At 72.2% G+C, this 13,084-nt stretch carries 11 protein-coding genes and 2 pseudogenes; 4 read left to right on the top strand and 9 right to left on the bottom strand.

All coding sequences use genetic code 11. From position 1 onward, the window contains the following. Positions 1-221: 221 nt before the first annotated feature. Positions 222-990: pseudogene (locus OG861_RS31565) on the bottom strand (transposase). Between the two features lie 291 nt (positions 991-1,281). Here OG861_RS31565 and OG861_RS31560 point away from each other — a divergent pair. Then, the gene (locus OG861_RS31560) at positions 1,282-2,274 is read left to right on the top strand and encodes a DUF4344 domain-containing metallopeptidase (RefSeq protein WP_329191669.1); all 993 of its coding nucleotides are present in this window, start codon (positions 1,282-1,284) and stop codon (positions 2,272-2,274) included. Positions 2,275-2,783: 509 nt separating this feature from the next. Here the strand turns inward: OG861_RS31560 and OG861_RS31555 are convergent. Then, positions 2,784-3,032 carry a hypothetical protein gene (locus tag OG861_RS31555; RefSeq protein ID WP_330261931.1) on the bottom strand — a complete coding sequence of 83 codons (249 nt, stop codon included), beginning with the start codon at positions 3,030-3,032 and terminating at the stop codon, positions 2,784-2,786. Position 3,033: 1 nt separating this feature from the next. Here OG861_RS31555 and OG861_RS31550 point away from each other — a divergent pair. Next, positions 3,034-3,159, top strand: a pseudogene (locus OG861_RS31550) (IS21-like element helper ATPase IstB); the annotation flags it as partial. A gap of 281 nt (positions 3,160-3,440) precedes the next feature. Here OG861_RS31550 and OG861_RS31545 read toward each other — a convergent pair. The 3 genes from OG861_RS31545 to OG861_RS31535 form a co-directional block, all read right to left on the bottom strand. Further along, complete coding sequence (locus tag OG861_RS31545; protein WP_329191672.1) at positions 3,441-3,884, bottom strand: SRPBCC family protein; 444 nt, start codon at positions 3,882-3,884, stop codon at positions 3,441-3,443. Between the two features lie 105 nt (positions 3,885-3,989). Then, positions 3,990-5,339 (bottom strand): carotenoid oxygenase family protein, encoded by a 1,350-nt coding sequence (locus OG861_RS31540; RefSeq protein ID WP_329191674.1) that lies wholly within the window; start codon positions 5,337-5,339, stop codon positions 3,990-3,992. A 6-nt stretch (positions 5,340-5,345) separates the two neighbouring features. Continuing rightward, a complete protein-coding gene (locus OG861_RS31535) occupies positions 5,346-6,701 on the bottom strand; it encodes an MFS transporter (protein WP_329191675.1) in 1,356 nt (451 codons plus the stop codon). Between the two features lie 220 nt (positions 6,702-6,921). Between OG861_RS31535 and OG861_RS31530 the strand changes: the two genes are divergently transcribed. Continuing rightward, positions 6,922-9,651: an ATP-binding protein gene (locus tag OG861_RS31530; protein WP_329191676.1), complete on the top strand. Its 2,730-nt coding sequence runs from the start codon at positions 6,922-6,924 to the stop codon at positions 9,649-9,651. Here the strand turns inward: OG861_RS31530 and OG861_RS31525 are convergent. From OG861_RS31525 to OG861_RS31515, 3 genes are all read right to left on the bottom strand, one after another. Further along, positions 9,613-9,990, bottom strand: a complete 378-nt coding sequence (locus OG861_RS31525) for a DUF2255 family protein (protein ID WP_329191678.1) — start codon at positions 9,988-9,990, stop codon at positions 9,613-9,615. The two genes, OG861_RS31530 and OG861_RS31525, sit on opposite strands and share 39 nt — an antisense overlap. Before the next feature lie 99 nt (positions 9,991-10,089). Further along, positions 10,090-10,320, bottom strand: a complete 231-nt coding sequence (locus tag OG861_RS31520) for a hypothetical protein (protein ID WP_329191680.1) — start codon at positions 10,318-10,320, stop codon at positions 10,090-10,092. A 168-nt stretch (positions 10,321-10,488) separates the two neighbouring features. Then, complete coding sequence (locus tag OG861_RS31515; protein ID WP_329191682.1) at positions 10,489-10,806, bottom strand: hypothetical protein; 318 nt, start codon at positions 10,804-10,806, stop codon at positions 10,489-10,491. 254 nt (positions 10,807-11,060) lie between these two features. Between OG861_RS31515 and OG861_RS31510 the strand changes: the two genes are divergently transcribed. Continuing rightward, positions 11,061-12,218, top strand: a complete 1,158-nt coding sequence (locus OG861_RS31510; protein WP_443056390.1) for a PP2C family protein-serine/threonine phosphatase — start codon at positions 11,061-11,063, stop codon at positions 12,216-12,218. A 275-nt stretch (positions 12,219-12,493) separates the two neighbouring features. On the opposite strand, the gene OG861_RS31505 is transcribed toward OG861_RS31510, so the two are convergent. Beyond that, on the bottom strand, positions 12,494-12,964 hold the full coding sequence (locus OG861_RS31505; protein WP_329191686.1) for an SPW repeat protein: 471 nt from the start codon (positions 12,962-12,964) through the stop codon (positions 12,494-12,496). Positions 12,965-13,084 lie beyond the last annotated feature (120 nt).

The raw sequence follows: 13,084 nt of genomic DNA, 5'->3' as shown, positions 1-13,084 counted from the left end.
TCACCCCTACTGACCACTTGTCGGATAATTTGCGGCGTACGGGACCCGGTGCATGTCGATGGGCGCGGCCGACATCCAGCACCGCGGTCCGGTGGGCCGGCCGTCATCCGGCAGAGTTTCCATACGGTCAAGGGTCGCGCGCCCGACTGTCCGTCCTGGACCAAACGATGTCCCGTAAGGGGTCGTGTGGGTAGATCGAAGTCTCTGGGGTGCCGCGCGGGTTATCCGGCGAGAGCGAGGTTGTGGAGTCGGGCGACGCCGAGTACGGCCTGGTGGACGCCGTCGCCGCGCAGGCGGCAGTCGCGGAGGATCTTGAATGTTTTCATCCTGGAGAAAGCGTGCTCGACTCGGGCTCTGGCCCGGCGGTGGAGGGAATGTCCGCTTCTTGTTGAGGGGCGAGGGGCCGACCTGGCCGTGGCCAGTGCGGGATGAGGGCGGGGGCACCTCGGTAACCGCCGTCGCCGAGGACCGGCGCGTTCTCAACGGCGCGGTCCACGCCGGATTCCCGGTAGGCGCGGGCGTCGTGGCGGTTGCCTGGCAGTGGCCGTCCGGCCGCCACGACCAGCCGGGTGTTCGCGTCGATGATGACTTGGTCGTTGGTGGAGTACCTGTGGTTCTTGGAGGAGGCGGCGATGCTGCGGTCGCGGGTGGGTACCAGGGTGCCGTCCACGATCAGGACGGTGCCCGCAGGGTGCCGGCGCCGTACCGGTGCCAGCGCGAGAAGTGGTGCGATGTCGTCGATGACCCGGTCCATCGCCGACTTCGACACCCCGAACAGCGGGCCGAGCTGCCTCATGGTCGGATTCAGCGCCAGTACGCGGACACCAGCATGACCCGGTCCTCCAGTGACAGGGACCACGGCCGGCCGCCCGTCGGCGCACCACCGCCACGGCGTCGCACCATCCCGATGAGCTTGCGGAACTGCCGCTCGCTCAGCCCGGAGAACAGACCTGTCCACCCCGGCTCAGACGCCGTGACCACAGGCCTCACATCAAGATCATCACATACCTGATCAGGGCTTACGGGACATCGTTTAGCTAGCTCAGGCCGGCTCAACGACGAGTCCAGGTCCAGGTCACAGTCCCGCCGTTCTGCTTGCGGAGCTGGCGCCAGGCCGCGTAGGGGATCCCTGATGCTGCGGTTGTCGAACGGGTCGAAGCAGGCGGCCTCCCGAAGGTCGCCCACACAGCGAACGGTCCCTCGTACGGGCGGCTCGACGGGCACCCGCCCCCGGACGGCCGGAGGATCAGTGCGGGGACACGCGACGGGAGCCGATCAAGGATGACGAACACCGCTGGTCGCTCGAAGAGGGCGCGCATCGTCCTGTCCGGTGTGTTGCTCCTCGCCGGGGTCGTCTCGACCGGGTGCAGCGGCGAGGCCCGCGATGCCGGGCAGGGGACTGGAGCAGGGCCCCGCCCCCAGGTGGCGCGCTCCGGCAGGGTCACCGTCGTCTACGAGGCCCAAACGGTCAAACCGCAGGACCGGGAGGCCGTGGCACTGATCCGGACCTCCCGCGTGCTGGAGCGTACGGCCGACTGGGTGAACAGATCACTCACCCTCCCGCACGACATGGTCGTGAAGGTCACCGCCGCCGTGCCACCCGGCGTTACCGACGCCGTCACCCAGCCCGACGGCAGGACGATCTTCGTCCCGCCACCGTTCCTGACCGAGATCGAGAAGGCCCTCACCGACGTCGTGAAGACCGTCGAGCGGCCCGCCCCGTTCCCCGCGTCCGAGTACAACACCGACGACCTGACCGTGCTGTCGACCGAATTCATCTTCGGCCACGAGATGGGCCATGCCCTGCAGCGCCAGCTCCTCCTGGCCAACCTCGGTCTCGAAGAAGACGCGGCGGACGGCTTCGCGTCCTTCTATACCGTCAACGAGGTCGGGCCGGGTCCGTCGCTGGCCGCCGCGATCCTCTTCGACGAGATCGCACGCAAGGAAGGCACGCCGACCCTGGAAGGCATGTCGAGCGACCACCCCATTACCCAGCAGCGGGCCTTCAACTTCCTGTGCTACCTGGAGGGCAGCGACCCCAAGAAGTACCAGCAGTCCCTGGTCGACAGCGGCTATCTCCCGAAGACCCGCGCACCCCTCTGCCCGCAGGCGTGGGCAATGCTGGACTACGGCTGGTGGACCCAGCTCCGACCCCACTTCAGCGGGGCGTTCAGGGACCGGGGTGCCGAGGAGCAGAAGAAGGCGCACGGGAGGCTGATCGCGGAGACGGAGACTCTGGCGAAGCGCATCGACGAGATCCGCAGCGGTCAATGAGTCGGATGACGCGTACCCCGTCGATCTCGTCCGCGTAGTCGCGCAGCAGGGCTCGGGGACTTCGATGGCGAGTTCGGGGGTTGACACTGATGGCGACGATGACGCGGTCCAGGCGGTGCGTCTCGTTCGCGGCGCGCGAGCGGCGCGCGGAGGGGGCAGGCGACACGAGGCTGCTCATCCGCGAGGTGGGCCGGGTGGACAAGGCGGGCGGTCTCCCCCAGGACGCCGGTCTCCGGGGCGGGATAGCCGTGAGCGGCGATGTCCTCCCGCACCGAGGCGAGGACACGACCTGCGCCCGCTGCTCGGCCGCGTACGCAAGGACGGACGCGGCGAGGTGCTCGTCGAGGGGCAGTCGTTCGGGCACGGGCGCGGTGGCCGGCTGCTGGCTCAACCGGAACTCCTGGACCGTCATCTGGCGTAGCGTCACCACGGCATCGCCCAGCCCGCGGACTGCGATCCGCTCCGGCAAAACCAAAAGCCGGCAAGGTGGACGCTGGGGGTGCGTGGCGTTACCCGTCCTGGGCGGTCAGAAGCAGGACCAGGGCCTTGGAGGGGGTGGTCCCGAGCGCGGTGGCCACCGCTTCGGCGGAGATGCCGTCGCCGCACAGCGCCCCGGCGGTCTCCCGGCCCATCCGGGCGGCGACCCGTTCCAGCACACCGGCGGCGCGCAGCGCGGCCAACGGCGTGTCCGCGGCCGTGGCGGTCAGCTGCTTGGGTAGCGCGACGAGAAGTGTGGCCAGCGGTTCGGGCAGCGGCACGCCCCGCCTCTGCGCGGCCATCGTCGACCGCCTCACCTTCAACGGCACCATCATCGAGACCGGCACCGACTCCTACCGCCTCGCCAGCACCCGAGCCCGAGCCGAGGAGTCGGCCAAGGCCGGCTGATCTTGTCATAACCGTCTGCAGGCCCCGTGACCCTGGACCACAATCGGAGCCTCGGAGGGTTGATGAGGGAGGATGGCCGTGAGCGCGGTTATGCGGATGCCGATCGACTCCAGCGCACCTCGCGCGTACGACCCGAAGACATGCCTCAGTACCAGCCGCTCGGTCTCCAGGAAAGGCATCGTCTCGTACGTGGACCTGCCCCCACCCTGCCGTACGGCCGGGACGGCCCGGCGGCGGGATCCGCCGTCGAGCCGTCCCGGCCCGCCGTCCGTCGGGGGCGCCTATTCCGCGGCCTTTTTCAGGGCGTCCAGCCAGGAGCTGAGCGAGTCATCGAGCGCGGCAGCGAGGTTGTCCCTGTCGGCCTCGACCGGGGCGCCCGCCCAGGACTCCCGCGTGCGGACCACGGTCGTGCCGTCGTCTTCGGTGAACGTCCACTCGTGCACGCCGGTGATGCCGTGCGCAGGGCCGCCCCACAGGATGCGGTGCCGGGCCTCGTCGACCTCGTAGACGGTGGAGTCGATGGAGAGCCCCGCCGTCGCCCAGTGGAAGGTGGTGCCGGGGGCGACGGGGCCGTCGAGCCGGGCCTCGGAGATGGCGGGGTGCCACTCGGGCCAGAGACCGATCCGGGTGTGCAGCTCCCAGACCCGGGCGAGGGGGGCGGCGATCCGGATGGTGTGGTCGGCGATGACGGGCGCGTTCTCGTCGATGGTGGTGGGGTAGGTCATGACGACTCCTCGGCGTGCGTGTGCCTGTGGGTGTGGTGTGAGGGCCCGGGCCGCCGCTGCGGGGGAAGCGGCGGCGGTCCGGGCGGCTGGGGGGCGGGCAGCCGGTCAGGCGGGCTGGTCGGTGTCGGGGATCCAGTGGCCGTGGATGCCGGCCGGGACCCTCCGGGGGAGTTCGACGGCGGCGACGGTGCTGAGGTCGCCGGCGTCCAGGACCAGCAGCTCCGACGCGTCGGCCTTCAGGTCGCTGACGATGGTCAGCAGGTAGCCGTCGTCCTCCGCGGTGCCCCCGGCGGCCGGTGCGAAGACCGCCTCGCCCGGCATCCGGCCCTCGCCGTGCGCCAGCAGCTTCTCCCGGCCGGTCCGGGTGTCGAACTTGACGGTGTGGTAGCCCGACAGGCCCGCCCCGGGGAAGGCGATGGCGTAGCTGTAGCGGTAGTCGGCACCGGTGTGGGCGTCGTTGATCGACGGGAACTCGGTGACCAGGCCGTTCAGCGGCTCGCACGTGACCTTCCCGCTCGCCGGGTCGACGACCCACCGGTTGAACGTCGAACCGGTGGCCGGGGCGGCGCCGAAGCCGGGCGCGCCGACCCACCACTTCCAGGAGCTCTCCCACGCCGAGCGGTCGAAGGACGGCGCTTCGAGCACGATCCGGCCCTGCGCGTCGGTGTAGGCGTTGGCGACGTGCAGCAGCGCGGCCTGGTCGGGCACCTCGAACCAGCGGGCCGGGCCCCCGGGGCGCGGTATGACACCAAGGCGCAGCGGGACGTCGTCGTGCCAGCGGTAGGGGATGCCGGAGTGCTCGGCGTGGTCGAAGACGACCGGCGAGTCGATGAAGACGACGTGTTCGCGGGTGATGGCGAAGTCGTGCATCAGGGAGGGGCCGGCGCCCTCGACGACCTGCGAGCGGACGACCGCGCCGGAGGCGTCGGCCACGTAGTAGGTCAGGTGGGGCGGGAAGGGGCCGTAGCCGAAGAAGTGCAGCTCGCCGGTGACCGGGTCCTCCTTGGGGTGGGCGGTCATCGCGCCGGTGAGCTTCCCGCCGAAGTCGTGGACGCCGATCGTGTCGAGCTCGGCGCTGACCTCGTAGGGCAGGTTGGCCTCCTGCAGGGCCAGGTAGCGGCCCCCGTGGAAGATGATGTTGGTGGCGGCGGCGCTGACGTCGAGCTCGGTCCCGGTGAAGGGCACGCCGTCCAGGAAGGGGGTGCGCACCCACCGGTTGCGGTACCACTCGGCCCGGCCGTCCTTGAGGCGGATGCCGTGGAGCATGCCCTCGCCCCGGAACCAGTGGCTGGGTGTGATGCCCGACTTGGGGTTGTGGCCGTTGCGGAAGTAGCGGCCGTTCAGCTCGGGCGGGAGGGTGCCGCGTACCTTCAGGTCGTGGCCGGTGATCTCGTCGGTGACGGGGCAGAAGTGGCCGCTGAGGTAGGGCTTGTCGAGGTTCGCGTGCAGGCTCATGGTCGGTCAGGCCTTTCGGGTCGAGGGCGCCGGGAGGGCGGAGAGGAGGGAGACGAGGGAGATCAGGAGGGTCAGGGCGGCGCAGGCCAGGAAGGCCGCGCCGTGGGAGGGGAGCAAGGTCAGGAAGGACAGGCCCACGGCGCCGCCGATTTGCCGGGTGGCGTTGGCCAACCCGCCGGCCAGGCCGTTGTCCGACGGGGCGACCCCCGCCGAGGACATCGCGGTGAGCCGTACGAACGCCACCCCGAGCCCGGTGCCGATCAGGAGCGTGGGGCCGAGCAGGTCCACCGGGAAGCTGCCGTCGTCCGGGGTCCGCGACAGCCAGGCCAGTCCGGCCGTGAGAACCAGCAGTCCCCCGGGGAGCACGAGGCGGCCCGCGAGCCGGTCGGAGAGCCGGACCGAGATCCTGCCGGTGACCCACGAGGACAGGCTGATCATCAGGGCGAGGGGTAGCTGGGTCAGTCCCGCCTCCAGCGGCGAGTAGCCGAGGACGCGCTGCTGGTAGAGGGGGAGGAAGTAGAACAGGCCGAGCCAGACCGCGCCCAGCAGGGCCATCAGCAGCCCCGGCACCGCCACCGCCTTCATGCGGGCCGGCAGCAGGGGATCGGCGGACCGGCGCTGGAGCACCACGAACACTCCGAGCAGCGCCAGCCCGAGCAGGGCGATCACCCAGGGGCCCGACAGTCCGTAGGTGAGCGCGACCAGACCGGCCGTCACCGTCACTGCGCCCGGTGCGTCCATGCTCCCGCCACGCGGCCGGTCGGCCCCGACCAGCAGCCGGGTCGCCACCAGCACGGCCAGGGCAAGGGGCACCATCACCGCGAACACCGCACGCCACCCGTACGAACCGGTCAGCACCCCGCCGAGCAGGACGCCCGCCGCACCGCCGGCCCCGGAGACCGCGCCCCACACCCCGAGCGCGGTGCCCCGCGCCCGGCCGGCGGGATGGAGCGTCAGGACGAGCGCCAGTGCCGTGGGCGCCATCAGCGCGGCCCCGATGCCCTGCACCGCCCGGCAGACGATCAGCACGGCCGCCGAGGGCGCCAGCGCCGCCCCGAGGGAAGAGGCGGCGAACAGCCCGATACCGGCGAGGAACACCCGGCGTAGCCCGTACGCGTCCCCCGCGCGGCCGCCCGCCAGGAGCAGCGCGCCGAACGCCAGGACGTAGGCGTTGACCGTCCAGGCCTGGCCCGCGTCCGACAGTCCGAGGCCGGCCCGGATCTCGGGGAGGGCGACGTTCACGATCGAGGTGCTCAGTACCACCAGGAACTGGGCCGTGGCCAGGACCGCCAGCGGTGTCCAGCCTGGGTCGGTCCGCGGTGCCGGGTGGGTGCCGGCCTGGGGTGATGCGGTGCGGTTCATGGCTCCACCTTCGCGGCGGGCGCACCTCGCTCGCGTCGGTAGTCATCACCTATACGTAGCGCGGGACTCGGTAGGTGCCGTCCGCGAAGGGCTCGGCACCCCGGGTGCGACGACGGGAGCGGAGGGTGGCGTTCCCCCATTTCCCCGGGGGGCGCCCCCGCATAGGTTGACGATCATGCCCGCAATGAACACGAACACGGACGCGCGTACAGACCCGCGTATGGACCCGCCTGCGGACCCGCGTACGGCTACGCAAACGGTCACGGCCGCCGACACGAACTCCGGCGCCGGCGCCGGCGCCAGCGTGCTGATCGGCCGTCAGGACGAGATACGCCGGCTCGACGCCCTGCTCGACGCGGCCCGCAAGGGCCGGGGCGGTGCCCTCGTCCTGCGCGGCGAGCCGGGCATCGGCAAGAGCGCGCTGCTGGACCACCTGCACCGCGCCGCGAGCGGACTGCTCGTCATGCGGGCGTCCGGCGCGGAGTTCGAGATGGAACTGCCGTTCGCCGCGCTGCACCAGCTGCTGGCGCCGGTCACCAGCCGCCTGGCGGAGCTCCCCGCACCGCACCGCGCCGCGCTCCAGGTCGCCTTCGGCCTCGACACCGGCGTCCCCGATCCCTTCCTCGTCGGTGTCGGCGCCCTGGGCCTGCTCACGGAGACCGCGGCCGAACGCCCGCTCGTGTGCCTCGTCGACGACGCCCAGTGGCTGGACCAGGCGTCCGCCAAGGCGCTGGCCTTCCTGGCCCGCCGCATCGCGGCCGAGCCGATCGCTCTCGTCTTCGCCGCCCGCGAGGAGAGCGGCCTGCCGGAACTGGCCCGGCTGCCTGCCCACTCCCTTCACGGCCTCGGCGAGTCCGACGCCCGCGCGCTGCTGGGCACGGCCGTCCGCGCACCCCTGGACGAGCGGGTCCGCGACCGGATCCTCGCCGAGGCGCGCGGCAACCCCCTCGCGCTGGTCGAGCTGCCCAGGACCGCCGGACTCGCCGGGATGGCGGGCGGATTCGCCCAGCCCGACTCCGTACCTGCCGTCATCGAGCAGAGCTTTCGCTCCCGCCTGGAACTCCTCGACCCGCCCGCCCGGCTGCTGGTGACCGTCGCCGCCGCCGACCCGATCGGGGACCCCGGGCTGCTGTGGCGCGCGGCCGAACTCCTCGGCATCGACGCGCCGGCCGTGGCCGGCTCCGTCCCGCTCATCGAGTTCGGCACCCGCATCCGCTTCAGCCACCCCCTCGCCCGCTCCGCCGCCTACCGGGCCGCCACACCGCAGGACCGGCGCCGCGCGCACGAGGCGCTGGCCGCCGCCACCGACCCGGTCGCCGACCCCGACCGGCGGGCCTGGCACCGCGCCCAGGCCAGCGCCGGTCCCGACGACCAGGTGGCCGCCGCGCTCGAAGCCTCGGCCACCCGCGCCCAGGAACGCGGCGGCATCGCGGCCGCGGCGGCCTTCCTCGAACGCGCGGCGGCCCTCACGGCCGACCCGGCCCGACGCGCCGAACGGGTCCTCGCCGCCGTCCAGGCCAAGCTCTCCGTCGGCGACTTCGACACCGCGGCGGACCTGCTCACCACCGTGCCCGGCGACGATCCGGGCCGGGCAGCGCGGGCCGACCTGCTGCGCGGCAAACTGTCCTTCGTCCGCCGCCGCGGCGACGAGGGCCCCACCGCCCACCTCCTGCGCGCCGCCGCCCGGCTGGCGGCCACCGACCCCGACCGGTCCCGGGAGTGCTACCTGGACGCCGTCGAGATGGGCGTGCTCCTCGGCGGCCTCGACCACGTGGTGGAGGCCGCCCGGAACGCCCCGCCGACGGACGGTCCCGCGACCGCCGCGACGAGGCTCCTGTCCGGTGTGACCGCACTGGTCGCCGACGAGGGGCACCGGGCGGCCGGAGCGGTCCTCGGCCCCGTCGTCGCCGATCCCGACGACGAGGTCTGGGCCGCCCGTCCCTCGCTCGGCTACCTGCTGGCCGCCGAGTTCTGGAACTTCGACTCCATGCACGGCATCGCCGTCCGCACCGTCGCCGCCGGCCGCCGGACCGGCTCCTTCCACGCCCTGCCCATCGGCCTGGCCATGCAGGCCACCACGACCGTCCACACGGGCGACTTCGGCACCGCGACGGAGCTGATCTCCGAGGAGGAGGCGTTGGCCGACGCCACCGGCGCCGCCCCCCTCGTCTACCCGCGCCTGCACCTGGCCGCGCTGCGCGGACGACGCGCGCAAGCACTCGAACTGTTCGCCTCCGTGGACCAGCGGATGAGCCTGAGCGTGCAGTGGGCGACGGCCGTCCTCGGCAACGGCCTCGCCGACTACCCGGCCGCGCTGGAAGCCGCTCGCCGGGCCGTCGAGTACGGCGCCGTCGGCACCGCAGGCCTCGCCCTCCCCGAACTCGTCGAAGCGGCCGTACGGTGCGGCGAGCGCGCGACCGCCGCCGAGGCCCTGGCCCTGCTCCAGGCCCGCACCGGCGCCGGCGGCCACGCGTGGGGCCTCGGCGTCGAGGCATACGCCCGCGCTCTGGTGACCGAGGACGAGGACGCCTACCAGGAGGCGATCGCCCTCCTCGAAGACGGCACCCTGGCCGTCTACCGCGCCAGGGCCCACCTGCTGTACGGGGAGTGGCTGCGCCGCCAGGGCCGGCGCCGCGAAGCCCGCACCGCACTGCGCCGCGCGCACGAACCACTGTCCGACCTCGGCGCCGAGGCGTTCGCCGAACGCGCCGCCGGGGAACTGCGCGCCACCGGAGAGCAGGCACGCAGCCGCACCTCGAAGGCCTCGGACCAACTCACCCTCCAAGAGCTGCACATCGCCCGCCTGGTGGCCGACGGCGCCACCTCCAAGGAGGTGGCGGCCAAACTCTTCCTCAGCCCCCGGACGGTCGACGCGCACCTGCGCAACATCTTCCGCAAACTCGGACTCACCTCACGCCGACAGCTGCGCGACCTCCCCGACATCCGTTAGCCGAAGGGTGGCGGCCGCCGCCTCCTCCCCGTTCATCGACTCCACCGGACCGGGCCAGTACAGCCCGTACTTGGCCCGGTACGCGGCGGACACCCGCTCGACGAGAGCGGGCTCCGCCACCGGCCGCAGCACCACCCCCAGCCGGACCCCGGCCACCACCTCCACCTCCGTGTCCGCCCGCCGCAGCACCCTCCGGTACCAGGCACTGCGCCGCCCGAACGCGGAACGCACGTACGCCTCCCCGTCGACCACCACCACCCACACGGTCCGGCCCGACCACCGCCCGCCGCCGCCCCGCACCCACAGCACGATCTCCGTGCGATCCAAGTCACCGCTCATGCAGCCACCATGACCCGGCGCCCACCCCCTACGCGTCGGTGGTCATCACCTATGTGGCCACCGGTCAGCGATGGGGCGCGGCCGCCGCGCTGCCTCCGGTCAGCGCAGTGCCGCCGCCATGGCCTTGCCCATCTCCGTGGCGACCAGCGGCAGCTCCCGGTACGCCGAATGTGTCCGCCCCCAGCCCACACCGCTCGCCGGGGCGGGGAAGGGGACGTCCACGGGCGTAGTGCCGTCGTGGAGGCGGCACATCCCGGAGGTGACGAACGCCAGCAGGTCCATCGCATCCCACAGGTCGGTCCAGCGGCCCAGCGAAGGCGGCAGCACCACCGGCTCGGCGCCCGCGTACGGGGCGAGCGCGCTCGCGGGGGTCGATGGCGTGGAAGAACGCGGGCTGGGAGCCGAAGATGACCAGGGAGGAGGTCCACAACGGCTCGGCGGAGGTCGCCATGTCGAAGGCGATACGGCGGCCGAGTACGGGTGCCGATGCCCCGGTCGTCACCGGGGGCGTGCCTCGTGCCCTTGGCGGGCGCTGCCTGCTGCCGGTGCGCGGGCATCGCGGGGTTCGCCGGCGCGGCCTGCCCCGGGGGGCGGCACCGGTCGTGGTGGTGGAGCGGGAGCAGGCGGCGGTGGCAGCTGCGCGGGGGCCGTCGGGGACCGGGGCGGGGTCGTCAGGGCGCGCAGGGCCTGGCCGACCATGCGGCCCGCGAGCTCGGAGGGCGGGCCCTGCTGCAAGGTGGTGTTCTCCCCCAGCCCGGCTTTCAGCCGCTCGCGCAGGCCCGCCTCGCCCTCGGGGCCGCGGGCGACACCGGCCATGCGGGCCGTCGCCCGCTAGGAACCGACGTGCTCCCGGGTGAGGGACACTTCTTGGTAGCCGTAGGCACCCGGAAGTACGGCAGAGAACCGCTGCGATTGGCTGTGGGAAACCCTGAGCGTCTAGGGCGCGGCGCAGTGCCGTTCGCAGGATGCCCTCGCCGCCCCGGCCGGTCTGTAATTCTCGGCGTGCTAAATCCCGTTTTCGCGGGAATGTGAGTCCGCAACGCCTGGAGGCTGACGTGGGGCATGACCGGATGGGACTGGCTGAGGTGCTGGCTGCGGCGGAGGCTGCCGCGCCGGTGGACTCCCTTGATGTCGTGGCACAGAATCTGCGCGACCGGTTCGGCGCGCGGTACGTGTCGTTCCTGTTCGTCGATGTTGTGGGCCGGCGCCTGCTGCGCGTCAACGACACAGAGGCCGCCGGCCAGGAAGAGCGCGCCGAGCAGGTTCCCCTCGCGGGAAGCGGCGCCTACGACGACGTCCTGCGCACCCAGGAACTCGTACTGGGGGCAGACACCGGCCACGGCCGGCGGGTGCTGGCCCCGGTCACCAACCGCGGCGACGCCATCGGCGTCCTGGAACTCTTCCTCACCCAGGTCACGCCTGACGTGCTGGAACAGGTCGAGGAGGCCGCACACGCGCTGGCGTACATCATCGTCACCGACCGCCGCTTCACCGATCTCTACTACTGGGGCAACCGGACCACCACGGTCAGCCTGGCCGCTGAAATCCAGCGCCAGCTCCTGCCCGCCGCCTCCTCCTGCGAAGCCCCCCAGTTCACCCTCGCCGGAGCCCTGGTCCCGGCTTCCGCCATCGCCGGCGACACCTACGACTACAGCCTCGACAACGACACCCTGCACCTGTCCGTCACCGACGCCATGGGCCACGATGTCAACGCCTCACTCATGGCCACCCTCCTGGTCAATGCCTCGCGCGGTGCCCGCCGCGCCGGCGAAGACCTCGCCGAGCAAGCCCGCCAGACCCACCAGGCCCTCCTCGACCACGGTCAGCAAACCTTCGCCACCGGCCAGCTCCTGCGCATCGCCCTGGACGGAACCGGAGCCCAGCTCGTCAACGCCGGCCACCCCTGGCCCCTACGTCTGCGAGACGGCACCGTGGAGGAACTACGCCTGACCGTGAACATGCCGTTCGGCGTCGCCCTTCAAGGCGCCTACCGGATGCAGAACCTCGACCTGCGCCCCGGTGACCGCCTCCTGCTGCACACCGACGGCATGCAGGAACGAGAGGCCCAAGCAGTGGACTTGCCCGGCCTCCTGCGCAAGACCGCGACAGAGCATCCGCGCGAAGTCGTACGCACTCTGGTCGCCGCCGTCAGCGACGCCTGCGGCGGCCGTCCTCCACGAGACGATGCCACAGTTCTATGTCTGGACTGGCACGGCCCACGGGCATAACCCGCCGGTGCGACCCGGTACCGCGTCGGGTCGCGCCCGCTCCCGGCTTGTACAGGCGGAAGGTACCCCGGCTTCCGGCGGGGGGGGCGGCCCCACCCCGTCGAAAGGGGCGCCGTCGCCCTTCACCGGCGCGCTGACGGCTCTGACCTTCGCGGACGCCGACCGGATCGGGCACTCGGCCTGCGCTTCGATATGGAAGGCGCTGTGGCGCTGCCGGTAGACCGCCACCAGGGGGGCGCCAGAACGCCTTCGGCACTGTTGCCAGGTCCCCGCCGTCAGTGCATTCCGGGCATGGGGCGGCGGGCGCCGGGGCCGTGGCGGGTGTCGTTGTCGCGGGCGGCAGAGGCTGCGGCGAGGGCGAGGAGGGTGGCGATGGCGCCGACGATCAGGTTACTGGTGATGGACCGGGTGCGGGCGACATCGCCTGCGACGACCCAGGGCGCGATGCAGGTCCAGATGCCGAGGGCCGCGGCCGCCCAGGCCATGGAGTGGGTGCGTTCGTAGGAATTGCCGAGTGCGCCGAGCAGGAGCATGTAGGCGATACCGGCGATGAGATTGGTGACCGCGAGGGTGGTGAAGCCGTTGAAGCCCACGATCCAGGCAGACGCGGCGAGGTAGAGACCGGTCATGAGAGCCAGAGCCTCGATCATCTGGGCGCGCGGTGTGGCGGCCGCGCGGTCGTGCCGGGCACGCAGATCCATCAGGTCGGGGTGGTCCTCGATGGAAGCGCGGTGCGTTGAAGCCATGATGACCTCCAGAGAGGGAGTAGTGACCCGCCCCTACCCTCAAAATGGACACTCACGGACATTCTGTCGGGAAATTCGCGTCGAGATGCCTCGGAGGTAGACGACAGCAATCTGGGCACA

It is taken from the genome of Streptomyces sp. NBC_00539, from assembly GCF_036346105.1.
In the GTDB taxonomy this organism is placed as follows: domain Bacteria; phylum Actinomycetota; class Actinomycetes; order Streptomycetales; family Streptomycetaceae; genus Streptomyces.
The sequence above is the reverse complement of the archived record's forward strand: the minus strand, read 5'-3'. Positions and strand labels throughout refer to the sequence as shown.

Bases quoted from the DNA above. Each gene is read 5' to 3' on its own strand.
- OG861_RS31560 (WP_329191669.1), top strand. From the start codon at position 1,282: ATGACGAACACCGCTGGTCGCTCGAAGAGGGCGCGCATCGTCCTGTCC.
- OG861_RS31545 (WP_329191672.1), bottom strand. From the start codon at position 3,884: ATGACCTACCCCACCACCATCGACGAGAACGCGCCCGTCATCGCCGAC.
- OG861_RS31540 (WP_329191674.1), bottom strand. From the start codon at position 5,339: ATGAGCCTGCACGCGAACCTCGACAAGCCCTACCTCAGCGGCCACTTC.
- OG861_RS31535 (WP_329191675.1), bottom strand. From the start codon at position 6,701: ATGAACCGCACCGCATCACCCCAGGCCGGCACCCACCCGGCACCGCGG.
- OG861_RS31530 (WP_329191676.1), top strand. From the start codon at position 6,922: ATGGACCCGCCTGCGGACCCGCGTACGGCTACGCAAACGGTCACGGCC.
- OG861_RS31525 (WP_329191678.1), bottom strand. From the start codon at position 9,990: ATGAGCGGTGACTTGGATCGCACGGAGATCGTGCTGTGGGTGCGGGGC.
- OG861_RS31515 (WP_329191682.1), bottom strand. From the start codon at position 10,806: ATGGCCGGTGTCGCCCGCGGCCCCGAGGGCGAGGCGGGCCTGCGCGAG.
- OG861_RS31510 (WP_443056390.1), top strand. From the start codon at position 11,061: ATGGGACTGGCTGAGGTGCTGGCTGCGGCGGAGGCTGCCGCGCCGGTG.
- OG861_RS31505 (WP_329191686.1), bottom strand. From the start codon at position 12,964: ATGGCTTCAACGCACCGCGCTTCCATCGAGGACCACCCCGACCTGATG.